12 protein-coding genes are annotated in these 16277 nt (G+C 43.1%); 1 reads left to right on the top strand and 11 read right to left on the bottom strand.

The window, feature by feature from the left end; translation table 11 throughout:
* Positions 1 to 104: 104 nt before the first annotated feature.
* From BMX56_RS27345 to BMX56_RS27315, 7 genes are all read right to left on the bottom strand, one after another.
* Entirely contained in the window at positions 105 to 983 is an 879-nt protein-coding gene (locus BMX56_RS27345) for an AraC family transcriptional regulator (protein WP_090652896.1), read from the bottom strand.
* 435 nt (positions 984 to 1418) lie between these two features.
* Positions 1419 to 2717: an aminotransferase class V-fold PLP-dependent enzyme gene (locus tag BMX56_RS27340; RefSeq protein WP_090652895.1), complete on the bottom strand. Its 1299-nt coding sequence runs from the start codon at positions 2715 to 2717 to the stop codon at positions 1419 to 1421.
* Between the two features lie 107 nt (positions 2718 to 2824).
* A complete protein-coding gene (locus BMX56_RS27335; protein WP_090652894.1) occupies positions 2825 to 3214 on the bottom strand; it encodes a hypothetical protein in 390 nt (129 codons plus the stop codon).
* 35 nt (positions 3215 to 3249) lie between these two features.
* Positions 3250 to 3591: a type II toxin-antitoxin system VapC family toxin gene (locus tag BMX56_RS27330; protein WP_177183942.1), complete on the bottom strand. Its 342-nt coding sequence runs from the start codon at positions 3589 to 3591 to the stop codon at positions 3250 to 3252.
* A gap of 26 nt (positions 3592 to 3617) precedes the next feature.
* Positions 3618 to 3836 carry a hypothetical protein gene (locus BMX56_RS27325; protein ID WP_090652892.1) on the bottom strand — a complete coding sequence of 73 codons (219 nt, stop codon included), beginning with the start codon at positions 3834 to 3836 and terminating at the stop codon, positions 3618 to 3620.
* Positions 3837 to 3890: 54 nt separating this feature from the next.
* Positions 3891 to 5492, bottom strand: coding sequence for a M81 family metallopeptidase (locus BMX56_RS27320; protein WP_218152500.1), 1602 nt, complete (start codon positions 5490 to 5492; stop codon positions 3891 to 3893).
* Positions 5493 to 5521: 29 nt separating this feature from the next.
* Positions 5522 to 7231 carry an alpha/beta hydrolase gene (locus BMX56_RS27315; RefSeq protein ID WP_090652891.1) on the bottom strand — a complete coding sequence of 570 codons (1710 nt, stop codon included), beginning with the start codon at positions 7229 to 7231 and terminating at the stop codon, positions 5522 to 5524.
* A gap of 680 nt (positions 7232 to 7911) precedes the next feature.
* On the opposite strand from BMX56_RS27315, the gene BMX56_RS27310 reads away from it, so the two are divergent.
* Positions 7912 to 9012: a hypothetical protein gene (locus tag BMX56_RS27310; RefSeq protein ID WP_090652890.1), complete on the top strand. Its 1101-nt coding sequence runs from the start codon at positions 7912 to 7914 to the stop codon at positions 9010 to 9012.
* Between the two features lie 333 nt (positions 9013 to 9345).
* On the opposite strand, the gene BMX56_RS27305 is transcribed toward BMX56_RS27310, so the two are convergent.
* The 4 genes from BMX56_RS27305 to BMX56_RS27290 form a co-directional block, all read right to left on the bottom strand.
* Positions 9346 to 11823 (bottom strand): glutaminase family protein, encoded by a 2478-nt coding sequence (locus BMX56_RS27305; RefSeq protein WP_090652889.1) that lies wholly within the window; start codon positions 11821 to 11823, stop codon positions 9346 to 9348.
* Between the two features lie 436 nt (positions 11824 to 12259).
* Positions 12260 to 13072: a PKD domain-containing protein gene (locus BMX56_RS27300; protein ID WP_090652888.1), complete on the bottom strand. Its 813-nt coding sequence runs from the start codon at positions 13070 to 13072 to the stop codon at positions 12260 to 12262.
* A 28-nt stretch (positions 13073 to 13100) separates the two neighbouring features.
* Positions 13101 to 14525 (bottom strand): PA14 domain-containing protein, encoded by a 1425-nt coding sequence (locus BMX56_RS27295; RefSeq protein ID WP_090652887.1) that lies wholly within the window; start codon positions 14523 to 14525, stop codon positions 13101 to 13103.
* A 24-nt stretch (positions 14526 to 14549) separates the two neighbouring features.
* On the bottom strand, positions 14550 to 16253 hold the full coding sequence (locus tag BMX56_RS27290; protein ID WP_090652886.1) for an alkaline phosphatase family protein: 1704 nt from the start codon (positions 16251 to 16253) through the stop codon (positions 14550 to 14552).
* Positions 16254 to 16277 lie beyond the last annotated feature (24 nt).

Here is a 16277-nt window from a genome sequence, read left to right as displayed (position 1 = left end):
TACCAACAATCGATTGCGGGGTTTAATAATCCGGTTTATAGGATTTATAAAATTACGTAATAAGTGTTATATTAACATCAATATATTTAATTATTAAAATGGTATTAACTTACCCTGGCATCAAGCGTGTATGCCTTCCTGAATTCTTTAGGGACACATAGCTTATTGCGCTTAAAAATCCGGTTGAAGTTTGAAATATTATTGAAGCCGCATTGATAGGCAATTTCGGCAATAGAGTGCGTGGTGTTTATGAGCATACGGGATGCATTGCCCAGCCTGATATCGTTAAGGCTTTCAATAAACGATTTGCCGGTATTTTTTTTCAGGAACCGGCAAAACGAGGCCTCGGGCATGTTGGCAACCGTGGCTACTTCGGCAAGTGTTAAACGCTTGTCGAAATTGGTTTTCATATAATCAAAAACCTTATCAACACGCCCGTTGGTATACCTGAATTTTTCGTCCGAAAAGCCAGGATCAGATAGCATCCTCCTGTTTTTGGATGTAGATAGGGTATGCAGTATGGCAAGCAGCTCCAACACCGAGTTAAAGCCATCCTTATTGCTAAGGTTTAGTATACGCCGGGTGATATCGCGGGTGGTTTCATAGGAGAAAACCAGGCCCCGCCGCGAATTTTCAAACATAGTTTTGATAAAATGCAACTGGTTACGTTGCAAAAACTTTTCATCAAATAAATCAGTATGAAACTGAATGGTAACCTCATTAATGGCCTCGCTGGTACACTCGCCGGTAAACCAGCCATGGTAAACGTTTGGGCCGATAAACACCAGCTCGATATCGTCAATAGTTTCTATACTATCGCCAATAATGCGTTTGGCGCCTTTGGCATTTATGATCAGGTTTAACTCATATTCGTTGTGGTAATGTAAAGGAAAATCAAACTTCTCCTTTACTTTCGAAAATATCGAAAAACAATCGCCCATATTCAGGGACGTAGTTTCGCGCATCACATTAGGAACCGGCATTTGATACATTTAAATTATTGGCAACCTGGAATTACGGTTTATGGCGTAAAACTATGTGATTGCCCTTTTTTTTAATGCCACAAATGTTACAGTTTCTACACCAAATGTTAAGCAGTTTTTTTATACCGCCTTTTCGGCACCAAGACAAATGTTATTGTTAAGTGAGTAATACTATTTAAAGATACTATGTAGAATCAATATTAAAAGAGGGCTGTCATGCTGAGCCCCGTCGAAGCATAGTGGGCAAAAGCCTTTACGCGCGACCCTTCGACAGGCTCAGGGTGACAGGCCCATTATATGTATAAGCCAACACGTCATTACTGTTTTTTTCGGCCAGGGCTGGTAGTCACTCGCAACCACGGCCTGATTTTTAATTTCAGGCAGCCTTTCAGAACTTAAAACTTTCGACTTAGGACTATCATGATTAACCTAATATCAGGTGGCCTTACCGGCTATTTCTGTAATTGCTTTTACCAGCTTATCAAGGTCGGCAAGGGTGGTGTATACATGCGGGGTTATGCGCACACAGCTTACGTTTTCAAATACGATAGATACCTGGTGAATTTTATACTGGTTAAACAACGCGGCATCCAGTTGCGCGGGAGTCATGCCATCAATAGATATGCCGCAGATAGCGCAGGAGTATTCGGGTTTTAGCGAGGTATGCAGCTTTACTTTGGGCAGGTGCTGTACTTTGGCAGCCCAGTAATTTTTAAGATAACGGATGCGATCCTCCTTACGTTTGCTGCCAATAGCCAACTGAAAGTTGATGGCCTCGCCTATCCCCTGCTCTATCGGGAAGCTACGGGTGCCCAGGTTTTCAAACTTGCGGATATCAGGCCCCTGCGGGTTATCATCGCACAAAAGCGGCATTACTTTACTTATCTTTTCTTTTTTAATCCACATCATGCCGCTACCTATAGGTGCCGACAGGAATTTATGCAGACTGGTGCCAAAGTAATCGCAATTTAAATCGGGAATCTTGAAGTCGAGCAGCCCGAAAGAATGGGCCCCGTCTACAATTACCTCGATACCCCGGGTATGCGCCATATCGCAAATTTTACGCACTGGCATAATTTGGCCTACATAGTTTACTATATGTGTAACGTGTATCAGTTTTGTTTTGGAGGTAATGGCGTCCTGGTAGGCTTTTACAATCTGCTCGTCATTCTCAATCGGGAAGTCGAAAGTGAGTTGTTTGTAAACTATGCCTTCGCGCAGTGCACGCTGGCGATAAGCCTGTACCATGTGTGGATAATCTAACCTTGCCCCAATCACTTCATCGCCGCTTTTTAAGGGCAGGCCAAAGATGATGGTATTTAACGCCTCGGTAGCGTTACGGTTTACGGCAATTTCATCGGGCAGCGTACCGGCCAGCAAGGCAAGTTTTTCGCGCAATGGCTCGCGTCCCTGGTCAAGGATGCGCCACATAAAGTACGACGGGCCTTCGTTGGTAAGCTGGTTGTAGCGCTCTACAGCCTGCTGTACCACAATTGGTGAGGGCGACACACCACCATTGTTCAGGTTGATGATATTGGCGCTTACCGAGTACGACCGCTGAATAACGCCCCAAAAGTCCTCGTCCTGCGCTACCTCTTGCGGCGTTAAACGGCTTACCTTGTTTAATGCTGATGTCCAGTCGGCGGCATGCGCCTGGTTAAACAAGCTTGTAGCCGAAAAGGCGCCGGTAAGTACGGCCGCCTGTTTGATGAAACTGCGTCGATTATTGGTCATGAACGAATTTAGCGTATTTGATGGATACAAACAAGCAATCGGCCCGTGTTTTTTGCTTCGGAGATTGCTGATTAGAAGCGATTTAATGAAAGGTATTAACTAAGCTGTTACACCGCCGCCTTTGCAACAAACATTGCTTTATAGTACTTCCAATACCCAACGCCTAAAAGCAGGTTTGGGGCTACCAGGAAAACGCCCATCAGCCAACCTGACGGCACCAGGAAGGTGTGAAACAACAACACATTTAAACTGATAGGGAACAGCACCACCGCCGAAAAGGGCGCGTAGCGGTTAGTGAGCAGCGACAAGCCGCCTGTTATCTGTATCACTTTTTGAATAGGATAAAAGTACCCGGTACCCTTTAACCCGGCGATGAAAGCACCCGCCGCACCGGTATGTAATGGCTGGTACGGTATAAAATGCAGGAAATAATCGAGGCCAAACACCAGGTATAAAAAGCCAAGCAGCAGGCGGGATATGAGGACGGTTGTTTTCATTGAATTGAGTTACATGTATTATCAAGGGATGAAAGTTATTGCTTCCCTGGATCTAAAAGCTCCAAATCTGTAATATTTTTAAAATCAGAGGTGTTGCGCGTGATCAATGTCAGATCACCAACGATGGCTGTAGCTGCAATGATAGCATCAGGGAGTTTAATGCGCTGGCCTTTACATATGGTTATCGTTTTATCTACAACCTGATCATTAATTTCAAAAACGATGCTTTCTGAAACAAAATCGTGTAATGTCTTATAAACATCGTCAGACGCATTAAACCTAAGGACTTCAATTTTAGTAACTACTGAGATATTTGGAGTTTCATCAACTATTGCATGCATGAATTTCATGCCGGATTCAGGTAATTTATTATCCAAATACCCTATTACCACATTAGAATCTATTAAATATCCCTTTCCCACTCGTTTCTACCTTGTTCGATTGAGTTTTGAAAGTTGTTATATTCCTCTTTAGAAAGATTGAGTGAGCCGGCAAATCGTTCGGAGAGTTTTTGTTTTGGCTTACTACTTTTCTCAAGAACCTTAACAATATGTAAAGCCTCAAGATCTTCGATCAGTTTGTAAGCTTTATTGTTATTTATCTGAAGCAAAACCGTTTCCATCTTTAGTTTATCTTTTACCAAATATACAAAACTTATCTCATAGATATATCCAATTCATTCACCCGCTGCCGGCACCAGCTTTGCCTTCAAATCCGGGTCCTTCATGTCCTTATCCAGCGGGAACATAGGGCGCTGGATGCGATGGTATGGCAAGCGTTCGATGTTCTGATCAACCCCGCCGGGGGTTATCGCCAGCAGCCAGTCGGCACGCATGGCATATAGTTCGGGCTCAAGGTAGCCAATTTTCACTACCACAATACCGGCGGTGCGGGGGTTTAAGCCCAGGCGGGTAAAGTCAATTTCTTTGTGATATGGCTTGCGTTTTTGGGTGACGATCACGTGTACGCTGCCCACTTTTATCACGGCCTCCACTTCAGCATCCTTATCGCCGTATTGGATAGATTCTACCGTACCCGATAGCCTTACGGGTGGTGCAAAACGGGCATCAACGGCTGCGCCGGCCAAACCATCCACATGGCCGCCTACGCCCGCGGCGATGGCGCTTTTGATCAATTGCGGCGCAGGGATGGATGCATACAGCAACGATGGACCTGCATTGGTTTTAAACTCCGGCCGGGCCAATATTTGTGTCAGCGTCCAGGTAGCATCTCCTGCCCCGCCTGCGGTTGGGTTATCGCCCGAATCGCTGATGTAAAATGGATGCTTTGGGCTGGCTACGGCCTTATCAAGGCATTCTGTTAAAGTACCTGTTGGCGCTACAAATTCAAAAGCTTTGCGGGCATCCCAAAAGTTTTGGGCCAGCTTTTCGGCAGCGGCTGTTACCACGGCTTTATCGTCGCCGGTTACCATTACAACGGCATGGTTGCGCGGCTCATCGGCCCAGGCATAACCAATCCAGATGGCGGCATCAATAACGCCCGGCTGTACCGAAGCCGGGGCTACGGCCTTATATATGCTTTTACCTGGCTCTATCCGGGTACTTGTTTTTTCCCCAGGCAGTAAAATAGGGATAGAGATATAGGCCTTGTAGGCCGGTTTTCCTTTGCCTGTTTCAATCCGGTTGATGAGGTTTGCAACAGCCCGCTGTTTGGTTTGCATGGCATCTTCATGCGGGGCCATGCGGTAGCAGGTAATCAGGTCGGTATTTTGGGCCAGCCGCCAGGAAACATTGCCATGCAGGTCCATAGATGTGGAGATAAGCGTTTTTGTGCCCACTACTTTCCTTATCCTGGTTATCAGGTCGCCCTCCGGGTCATCCAACCCAACAACGCTCATGGCGCCATGAATATCAAAATACAACCCGTCATAAGGCAGGTGTTTTTTAAGCGAATCTAAAGTTTTACCAACCAGCGACTCATAAGCAGCCCTGGTAACCGCCCCACCGGGCAGACTTTTGCCCATCAAAGCCGGGAACCAAACCGCACTCTTGCGCAAAGGCGAGTCGGCAGCCATAAATGGGTACGAACTAAAAACTTCGGCCCCGTATTTGGCATGAAAAGCGGCTTCATCCGTTAGTGCCGGCGAAAACGTACTCGACTCGATACCCAGTCCGCAAATGGCTATCCGGGGCAGTGGTTTTACCATAGGGCTGTTATCGGATGGCCTGCTACCGTGTCTGTGTTTATTGGGCAAGGTGGCCGCCAAACAAAAAGTAAAACTAAATAATAGTATTGCCGGTAATGAATGTTTAAGCATAGCTATCAGATAAATTATGTGTTATTATACTAATACCTCCAGCTCTTCAAATCGGCCCCTTTTGGTGCCCTGGTTTTAATTTCGGCTGCCCATTTTTTGATGAACATTTGGTGGTAGCGCAGGCGGCTGATGTAGTTGGGTTGGGTATGGTCGCCGTTCCAGCAGTGTTCGGCGCGGTCGCCGTAGTCAACTTCGCAGTTACAGTTTGGGTTATTGAGCTTTTTGAGCATGTCTTCGGCGGTATAAACGGCATTGTTGAGGTAATAGGTGTCCATATCGCCTACATAAATGTGAATTTTGCCTTTTAAGCTGTTGCCAATTTTTGGCCAGTCGCGTTGGATGATGTGCGTAAGATCAAAGTGCTCGCGCCAGTAGGCGGCAACCGAAGTATCTATAGCGCCGGTATTTTTATCGTAAATGCGTTTGGGGTAGCCATCCTTATCCATGGGCGAAAATACGGCTTCCCAGATATCAAACTGGCCGCCACTGCGGCTGCGTGTACCTATTGCCAGTTCGCTTTGGTTTACCTCCTTCATGGTCGATCCTACATGGCCCAGGTAGTCGCGTTCTTCGGGGCGAGGTGTTTGTTTAAAATCTGACGACAGGAAATAGGCGTTTTTATCGCCATAAAGGTTGATGGTCATGTAGTGGTGAAAGTCTACCGGGTCGGGGCAGGCCGCGTAGCAGCCGTTATACTCGTTGGGATAAAAAACCTGCGCGGCCAGTACTTCCCAGCCACCTGTGGAGCCACCATACATAAACCTGGCCCATCCTTTACCTATCCCCCTGAATTGCTTCTCAATCTCGGGGATTAATTCGTAAGTTATCGCATCGCCGTACGGACCAAGATTGGCCGAGTTTACGGCATATGAATCGTCATAATACGGGTTGGCATGCTGAATTTCGATGGCCAGCACCCGCGGGAAGGCAGGCCCTGTCCATTGTTTGTAAAAATCATAGGCCTCCTGCTGCACTATCCTGTTATAGCCCGTGATATGGAAACGTGCCGAAGTATCGGGTTTCAAATTCGGGTCGGGCGGTGTGGTGCTGAAGCCTTCCAGGTCGGCAGGGAAATGCCCGTGGAAAATAGCCAGCGGATACTTTACATTAGGGTGCTCATCAAAACCGGCGGGTATCAATATGTTTGCACCAAGATACATCGGCCTGCCCCAGAACTCGGTGAGCAGTTTGCTTTGAATTTTGATGTGTTTGATGTATTTGGTATCCTTAGGCGCCTCAATAGGCGGGATAACCTTGCTGATATTAAGCGTTAATTCGTTAGAAACAGCCGGGTCGAAATGAATTTTGACCGGGGCCGAATATATATTGCCAGGCGCCATATTCCAGTGCTGGCCCTCGCCCCTATCCATCGGCAGCTTTACGGTTTGCCCGGTTTTAAGATGAAAGGTCTCGTATTTATGTAATAGCACCTGCACATAATAATCGCCGGCAGGCACATCCTTCAAACGTTCCAGCGGGTAACCGTAAGCCTGCACATCTATTAGTTGGCTGGTGCCCGGCTGCCACCCGTTGATATCCATCCCAAAAACCAGCTGCGATCCGGCACCGTCACTCACCAGGAAACGGGGCTCAGCTTTGTTGTTTTTAGAAAGGAGCAATAACAGCCTGCCATCCAATTCTTTGCTTTCGCCAAGCGAAGGATCGATGTTTACCCTGAATGTTTGGGCGTTTGCAAAAAATGGAGAGATAAGGAGTATGAATAAGATCAGCTTTTTCATGTAGGGCGGGTTTGGGATTAAATATAGGGAAAAAGATGAGTTTGTAAAAAAGTGATCTAAAAGTACAGGGTCAACGCATCTAATTGGGTTAACATAACTTAACACATTTTAATTTTATTTTTTTTAAATACTTGATAGTCAGTATTTTAAATTTAAACATGGTTAACATTAAACTGATCGTACAATTTAGAAGCATCCAAATATTTGTGCCTGTTGTTGGCCAATGCAAGTCCCTCTGGTACCTGGATCATTTAACCACCATCAGCCAATAAAAACAAGGTATCGTTTGATGCTTATATCTTCTCGACGCTATAAGCTTAGATGTGCATACGCTGTAGCTTTCGAGAGGGGTGCTCCGGATTTAGCGTTATATTACTAAACCGAATTAGCAACCATATCTATGGCTTCTAAGCACATCCGGTGATAGCCAGCCGTTGCGCTAAACCGAATTAGCAGCTTACTCAAAGTTCATTTATCAACTCAATTTCACGTTAGTGATTGTACCGAATACAGGGCAGGTGGCTTTAGCCCTTGTAAGTATAAGGAGAAAGCACGACCTAAAGCGGAACGCCCAGGAGAACAGTCCCGGTTGAGGGCTTAGCAGATGGTGCAATATTTCAGGTTTATTAAATAAATGCGGCACTTATTCCTTAAATTAATACCCAAATACCAACCTAACCATGCGCCGCTTTTTTGCTATTATTTTGCTTCTGTTTCCCTTGTTTTTTGGCTGCGGCCGTCATGACAATAATCCCGCAAAGCCGGAGAAAAATATTTACCGGGACACCAGCCGGCACGATGATTATAATGTGAGGATAGCTATACCAACGGCCTGGATAGAGAAAGTGCGGCATTTTGATTACACCCGAAATATTAAACCTTTGCTAACCCAGTTTGAAGGCTTCATTAAACCTGATTCACTTGTTAATCCGCACGCCCAACATGTTGATGAAGGCTACGGCAGAGTTTTTAACCCAATATTTGCCAACCTTGATGGCGAACCGGGCGATGAAATGATTTGTTTATTGGGCTGGGATATTACGTCGCCCTACCTTTGTGTTTTTAAGCAGATAAATGGCAACTGGTACCTGCTTTACCTTGAAGATATCGATACATTTTATTCATCGCCAAGTCTTTCTATCGCGGATAACTTTTCAAAAAATAAAGTTTTTTATTTCAAACGGGTATATGAACATGGCTCGGGAATTTTTAAAGATGGTTACACTTTTTACAAACTGATAAATAACAAGGTTTACAAATGCCTTAACCTGCTTAATGATGTTCATATTTATGGCTGGGGGCTTTATATGAACCAGGCAGTAACCACAAGCTTTGAGTTCAGCGGCGACGAATCAGACAGACTGGACCTTAATTATGTTTACAGCTTTTTTCCCGGAGCTGTAAAAGATGGCGATTGTGCATGGTGTGCAAATCCGGATATCCCATTAGTAAAAGGCGACGCTGGGGTAGGGTACATTTGGGATAATAAACAACACATTTATAAGCTTGAAATTCTATCCTGGCAAAACACGCCCGACGACCTTAATGCCAAAAAGATAGCCTGTTTTGGAGATTTTGGCAACGACACCCTGTTTGTAGATGCCTTTCACGACCAGTTAACCCTGATAGCAAAGGAAGGAACGCCGCAGCAAAAAGCCATTTTAAAAAAATACCTGGCCTTGGTTAAAAAAAATAAAGTTGCCACCACCCAAAAACTAAAAGTAACCACCCAAATTGGCGGAACAACTTTTTACGGCCCGGATACAGCTAAAAATAAGTGAAGACGCCTTGTTAGAATATCCGATTGTTTGAGGCCCTTTCTGAAGAGAGGGTACTCCGGATTTAGCCACGGCAAGAGTGTGTTACCCAGCGTTCGCTTATATCCCCCCCTCCGCCCCTCTCGAAGGCTACCGTTTGTACACAAATAATACTTCTAATTTACCTCGCAGGGGATTACCGGTTTTATTGTTTTTTACCCTCACACGAAATATCGCTTTAGCATCGGCAGACCAGTCCATCCTTAGCAAGCATAAATTTGCCTATTAATTATCCGGTACATTTGCCCTATGAAATAAATTAAAAAGAGCAATCTCATTTACTGCTATTATTTCAATTTACTTTTTCGTCATTTTTAGTTTATCAGCCAGCATTTTCATATAAAAACCACCAACTACACTCCGGGCTTTAAAATTATCGCGGATGCCTGTATTTGAGTCATAAAAATCGTTCAAAGGTACTCTTGACTGTGTTTCAATCGCATGTTTATAAACTGGATGAATCAATGCCTGGAATTCATTCTGAGTTGGTGCAAAAGTTGCCGTCCACAAAATCCAGTCGTTTTTAGTATAAGATTTCCTGCTATCCAACGGAATACCGTATTTATTTTGCTTAGTTAAATAGTATTTAACTTCTGTATCATATACTTTTTGCGGGAACAAGTTTAAGTTCAAAACTTTGTCCCAAACCAGATTGTATTTTTGGCTCCATGTACTTTTATCATCAAAAGTTAATGCATAGTGATCGCCCCCGTCAGCCATTTCCATCCATTTAGGCACCATGTTAACAGCAATGGCCCTGTACTTACCGGCAATTTCGGTATAACCCAGCGTTTCTGCCATTTGTGCATAACAGGCAATACTCACAATGGCTTTTACAGATAAATTAGCATTTCTTGCTAAATGGCCCGCAAAATCGTCGGTACATAACTGCATCTTAGGGTCTAACCCTTCTTTTGCTAAATAATCAACCCAGGTGCTAAGTGTTTTCCAATGCAGCTTTGCATAATTTGCATTACCCTGGGCTTTTGCAATTGCAGCTGTTAAAATAATCATATTTCCAGATTCTTCGATTGGCATCGGTTCGCCATAGGTTTGGCCGTTTGCTAACGGATAAGTTCCTAAATCATGCGCGGCCCATGGATGGGGATATTTTCCGCTTTCACTAAAATAAAAAATGCCATTGAGCATCCCTTGTAACAGTACCGGATTATAAATTAAATATAACGGTGCTGATGGATACGTTACATCAACAGTATTGATGAAACCGCCGCTATTGTTTTCTTTCGACAACCATAACAGATCACCTTGCGGACTTTTAACCAGCGTATGTGCAGCGATACTTTGCCGGTAGCTTAACATACACAGGTGTGCATATTCCACGCCGCCAGATTTTAAAGCATCGGCATAAATTGATTTATTAAGATCATCGCATTTACCCATTACATTTTTGTACTGCAAGGCGGCATCAGTTAATTCCCCTTCAATAGTTGCTTTTGCCGAAGCGTTCCACCATGGCCTCAAATTATTGTTAAAGTATTGAACGGAGTAAATCTCATCATAACCCAACTCGAGAAATTTTTCGGCCGGGGCTTTACCAACTGCACCAAAAGGTATAATGGTATTTAATGCCAGCATTTTACCTTGCTTAGCCGTTGATTGATAATTACCTTTTATAAAAGCGCTGGCGGCATCTTTTCCGGGTGTAACAAATTGAATGGCATTGCTTGTTTTGGGGGCAGCAACATAAAAATAGCCCCAATCAATCCGCATGTCGTCACCTGCTTTTTGCAAAACCGGTTGTTCAATAGTTCCCGTTTTTAAAATCGACAATTTACTGGTAGCGTATTTTTGAGTTGTTACCTCCTGGGTCGGATTATAAACAGCAATATTAGATGATGCGCTTAAGGAGACCTTAACCTGGTGTGTTTTGCCATCATTTGCTTTAACCCGGCAGGTAATATAAGACACAGGCCTGGCAAACAGTTGCAGGTCGTTCATCAATAGCGGCGAGGTAAAGGTTAATTTCAGGTCTATTTTACCGCAGCTAAAATCATAAATGGTTTGGGTAGCATTTACATCAACATTTTTTTGCCTGGCTACCTGCACTTTACCAGCTTTATCTTTTTGTCTGTCAACCAATCCAAAATCAAGATGCCTGCCGCCAGCAGTATTCATTAAATGTATAGCAATAGTGTTATCGCCGTCCTTAAGTACATTTTTATCATTTAGCACGATATATTGAAAATCACTTGTCCAGCCTTCTTTAACATATACCTTTTTCCCGTTAAGAAAAACCTGGATATTATCATCGTGGTTTATCTTTAAAAAAAGCTTATTAATTGCCGCCATATTGGAAACCCTGAACGACCTTCTCACCCATATTTCGTTTGAGCGCCAAATGGTTTTTACGTTTTTAATATCGTCCCCAATTGGTGCCGAACCTGTTTTCCAATCGGAAGCTGCATATTCAGGTGAATTCCAATTTCCCTGGGGCTTCGTTTCTGTATACTGCACCTGGTAAGCGCCTTCATCTGAAGCAGGAAGAATGGTTATATAATTTGGGCTTTCCATTCCCATAAAACGGAAAACATTGCCATCAACGTTTATCAGGCCTAAAAGTGACTGCTCGGCACCCGTCCAATGTGTTGTAGGCGACTCGTTTAACTTATCAGTATTAGACCAAATGCTAAAATAGGTATTATGTGTGATCAATGGATAAGATGGCGCCTTTCGATCCTGTGCTTTGAGCAACATGCCGGCAAAAAGGCATCCTATAAAGCCAAGTATTTTTATTTTATTGATTTCGGTCCTCATTAAATGGTATGTATTTGTAAATTTATTATCGTTCAAAAATGAATAATTAACCGCCGCGCTAAGTAAGATGTGTATCCGGAGCGGTTATAGATGCTTAACAATTAACGGTTATGATTCGGCAATAAAAGATGGCTCCAGTAACCCATTTCGGGTAAACAAATTGTCAATTAGCGCCCGAGCCTTTTGCAAGTCAAAAGTATTTCTTAATGCTAAGTACCGGATTTAGGCGTTATGATAAACACAATTTTAACCTGTAATAAAATTGTATCTGTCATAACGCCGATACCTGAAAAATTAAAAATCGTAACCAGAATGACACTTTTTAATGTCTTGCCACTCAAAGCATTTTCCGTTTTTTCAACCGCAACTTTGCTTTATTTAGTTTGATGAAATTAAAAGTCCAGCGTCAGTAAAACGCGACCATAAATATTTAGACTTAGGGTTGCTTTTTATTTACTGTCCATTCGGCCATTTGAAAATCGCGGCTGCCGTTATTTGCCTTGATGCTTAACCTGTAAAACTTGTAGGGTACATTATTATTGAAATGATATAATTTACGCTGGGCGCGGCCAGAAAACAACTCCCCTGTGCGCGAATGTAAGTTTATCCATTTTATCCCATCTTCCGAACCTTGTAATATCCAGGTTTTAGGATCCCGATCGGGCGAATCATTACCGCTTATCAAAGTGTACGCCCCTGCAAGGGCAGCTGTTTTAAGCTCATACTTCAACACCAGGTCGCCGGAAAAGCCGGATTGAAAAAACTTTGAATTGGGATCACCGTCAACTACTTTTAAAGACCCCTCGTTTGAGTTGGGGCCACCGCCATTATCGCGCGAAACAGTAAGGGTACCGCCAATAGTGGCAAAATAGCTTTCCCCAACTTTTGTTCTGTCAAAATTAGGGTCCGCTACGTTCAATATTATTTCCCGGCTCGACGAAAGCCCCTGCGAGTTTCTTGATGTTAGTACTACGTGGTATATGCCCTCAAATGCATATTTGTGCAGCGGCGACTTTTCGATAGAAGTGCTATCGTCGCCAAATTGCCATAATAACTCTTTATAATTGGTTGAAGTGTTGGTAAACTGATATTTCAGAAAATCAACACTATCTGCCTTCGCCACGGTAAAGCCTGTTAAGGGCACAGGTTCTTCAACTACGGTAGTATCTACCGGTTTATCCTTTTTACATCCTACCGACAACGTTACCATGAGTATAAGTGCTGATATAATGCTGAATAACTTTTTCATTTGCATTTTTATTAATCGTTATAAATGATTATTGTGCTGGAAATAATTGACTTTTAGGTACAATCCGTCTTCCGTTTATGCCTGCCGATGGCACTTCATATTCAAGCCTGGCCTGTTGACCGCCAACATTTTCGCGGTGGTCTGCTTCTATCTTGTATCGCTTTCCGCGTTCGAGGGTCACTTTGGCAAATCTGCTTGGCAGGTCCCATTGGGTAGTAAAATCATCGATAACCGCTTTACCATCAATAAACAACCTTGCACCGTCATCCCAGCGTGTTTGATAAAATATATACTCGCCGCGAACCGGGGCTAAAAACTCGCCGGTCCATCTTGATGAATAGTTATCATTGCTGACAATGGATGAGGGCAGCCAATCTCCGCCGAAATCAATAGTTTCGTCTATCCTTACCAGTGATGGCGCCCGCCCATCAAAATCGAGTTGCTGATTGTTTGAAAAATACTCGGCTTTCAGGCCGGTGCCATTACCGGTTATGTATGAATTGTTGTCGAGATTAACCGTTGGCTCTACCAAAACAATTATTTTGCTGCTTGTTGGGTGTAAAATATGCCTTGTTGGGGCGCTTAAGCTTATTGCAAACGCAAATTTTTTGTTTGCCGTGATATTGGCATCAAAAACCGGCCACCCTATCTGTAGGCGTATTTGAGCCGTATTTGAATTTGAATTTACCCTGATTAAGGTATCAATAGTAAAATTGGCCGGGCTTAAGTTGATGGAATTAGCCGGTAATATTTTGCTGCTTACAAGCTTGTTAATGGTATCCGTATTTAGCTTTACGTGCACATTAAATGCAGTACCGGCCTGCCCGGACAAATTGACTATTAGCGGTATGGTAATGCCTGCCGGAGAAGTAGTGTAATTCTTTTTATAATCAACACTCATAATAGTGCCACCATTTACAATAGAAAGATAATGGATATCTTTTTCGTCTATCAGTTGCTTGGTATTAAGTACAACCATAATATTTGATTTGGACGCTTTAACCTGGTTACCTTTTCCGGGGTCGGTAAGTTTAAAAGCAAATGCTACATTTTTACCATAATTAGCCTCAAGCGCTGTGAGCCTTACTATTGCAACTCCCGTAGCGGTATCTGAACCATACGACACATTAATTACACTTGGATAATCAATAGCCCCATTAGATAATACTATAGTATTTTTTAAAGTGCCGTTGGCTATTAGTTGATTAACTGTGTCACTATTAAGGGTAATACCTACCTGAAAAGCTTTACTTGCAGCCGCAGACAGTGATATTTTAAACGGAACCTTTACCGTTTCATTATCCTTTGTTACTCCAGCAACAACAACACCATCACCAGAAATACTTACTGCATTATTTTTAATTAAACCTACGTCGTCAAGGTTATTATGCTTACAGGAAACAGTGATAAGGGTTATCCCAAGTAATATACTGTATATATAATTTTTCATCATCAATTAATTTATTGTGTATTAATTTTACTGATCTAACCAAACTCTGCCATCAAGCTCCCAGCTTTGCCTGTTAGGAATCCGGAACCAGTTTATTATTTGCGCAGGTATATCTGTTGTTTGCGGCACAAATACAGCAAGTGCTTCGGCCGGCGGCGGGCATATCAGGTCGTTAAAATCTTCCCATTTGTAATCTCCCTTTAATTGAAAATCACGGGCCTGCGGGCCAACATCTTTCAATTTATCGCCCTGCCCGTCGGTTCCCGGCCAGTAGGCAGCAAGAAAACTGTAATAAGGGTGCCCTTCTGAAATAGACGTTTCGCAAGCGTAATTGCCAATAACCGCATCCGGTACATCTACTTTAAAAAACCTGATATCGCTTACATACACGTCTGGTGTACCATGTCCGTTACCATTTAAAAAACCCAATTTCAGGGGGTTATTGTTATCAAGGCTTCCCGATGATGTAATTTCCATTTCGTTATTAAAATTACCGTCGGTATATGTTCTGATAAAGCGTTTGCCCGCCCGGATCTCGCATTTAACAGATAAGTTATGCCATCTGCCTTTTTGCAAATCGGCTCCCCTGCATTGCCTGTAATCGCCATCTTTTGTGCCTCTCATTTCAAAGTACCAATAGGCATCTTCCAGGTAAATTACCCAACCCACACTTGGGTGCCCGGCTGACCACTCGCGCCTTTTTCCCAAAATGCTTGGCCAAAAAAACTTATCCGCATTTTTCTTAACCTTTAGCTCAATGGTAAATTTGGTAGTATCGCCAAGGTTAAACACATCAGCTGTATCAATTTCAGCCCTTACCGATTCGCCATACAACCTTACTGTTTTACCTAAGTAACGGTTTCCGGTAAATGGTTTTCCTATTACGCGTTGCTTATACCTTGTACTATAATAAATAGTAAAGGTATTGGCCGCTGTATTGCTAAAAACTGTGTTGTCGTTTTGATTTGCCGGTATGGCAAACTTACCACCGCCACTTGAAGCTATAACTACCAGCCACTCTTCATTCTGATAATTCTTGCGTTTTTTTAATGCATCCATTATAGCACCTACATGGCCATCAAACTTTTCAATAGCGGCCTTATATTGGGGAGCCGAGTTATCATAACCGTATTTGGCGCCGGCCTCGTCGATATCATTAAAATGCCCTAAAATCAAGCTTGCAGTATCGGTATTGATATCATTTACAACAGCTGTTTTAATCTGCTCATCGGTGTCAAACAATTCACTTACAGTGGCCCCCGTGGTAAAATTATTTTTAAAGATTGCCGAAGACGAAAATGCTACCATTTTGGCGGTAGGTTTTTCGTCCTTTATTCTTTGAAGCACAACCGGGTAGTTTGCCAAATTCGCCCCGGTTAAATTATCGTTTAAAACCAAGTGCTTTTCTTTTTTTACCCCGGTTAGCATGTTGGCCCAATTACTAACATCCCTGGTTGAATCAGGATCGCTTAATGCTACCCAACTGTAAATGGAATTTGGCAATAAGGCTTTAATATTAGGCACATTGGCGCTGTTTACAGATACGCCCCTTGCCCCATCAACAATCAAATACAACACTTTGCGTTGACCGTAGGCTACGCTGGTGGTATCGCTATAATTTTTATCAGGCAACGCCTTTAAAAAATCTTTATTACAGGATATTACCGCAATGGCCAGTATGGAACACATTATTCCAAACACTATTCCCTGGTATTTTTTCTTCTGCCCCATCTTTTTATAGTTATAATTTCTTTT

Origin of the sequence: Mucilaginibacter sp. OK283 (assembly GCF_900110415.1) — a bacterium.
In the GTDB taxonomy this organism is placed as follows: domain Bacteria; phylum Bacteroidota; class Bacteroidia; order Sphingobacteriales; family Sphingobacteriaceae; genus Mucilaginibacter.
The sequence above is the reverse complement of the archived record's forward strand: the minus strand, read 5'-3'. Positions and strand labels throughout refer to the sequence as shown.

What these genes read in the sequence shown, in the direction of transcription:
- BMX56_RS27345 (WP_090652896.1), bottom strand. Translation starts at nt 983, where the DNA reads ATGCCGGTTCCTAATGTGATGCGCGAAACTACGTCCCTGAATATGGGC.
- BMX56_RS27340 (WP_090652895.1), bottom strand. Translation starts at nt 2,717, where the DNA reads ATGACCAATAATCGACGCAGTTTCATCAAACAGGCGGCCGTACTTACC.
- BMX56_RS27335 (WP_090652894.1), bottom strand. Translation starts at nt 3,214, where the DNA reads ATGAAAACAACCGTCCTCATATCCCGCCTGCTGCTTGGCTTTTTATAC.
- BMX56_RS27325 (WP_090652892.1), bottom strand. Translation starts at nt 3,836, where the DNA reads ATGGAAACGGTTTTGCTTCAGATAAATAACAATAAAGCTTACAAACTG.
- BMX56_RS27320 (WP_218152500.1), bottom strand. Translation starts at nt 5,492, where the DNA reads ATGCTTAAACATTCATTACCGGCAATACTATTATTTAGTTTTACTTTT.
- BMX56_RS27315 (WP_090652891.1), bottom strand. Translation starts at nt 7,231, where the DNA reads ATGAAAAAGCTGATCTTATTCATACTCCTTATCTCTCCATTTTTTGCA.
- BMX56_RS27310 (WP_090652890.1), top strand. Translation starts at nt 7,912, where the DNA reads ATGCGCCGCTTTTTTGCTATTATTTTGCTTCTGTTTCCCTTGTTTTTT.
- BMX56_RS27305 (WP_090652889.1), bottom strand. Translation starts at nt 11,823, where the DNA reads ATGAGGACCGAAATCAATAAAATAAAAATACTTGGCTTTATAGGATGC.
- BMX56_RS27300 (WP_090652888.1), bottom strand. Translation starts at nt 13,072, where the DNA reads ATGAAAAAGTTATTCAGCATTATATCAGCACTTATACTCATGGTAACG.
- BMX56_RS27295 (WP_090652887.1), bottom strand. Translation starts at nt 14,525, where the DNA reads ATGATGAAAAATTATATATACAGTATATTACTTGGGATAACCCTTATC.
- BMX56_RS27290 (WP_090652886.1), bottom strand. Translation starts at nt 16,253, where the DNA reads ATGGGGCAGAAGAAAAAATACCAGGGAATAGTGTTTGGAATAATGTGT.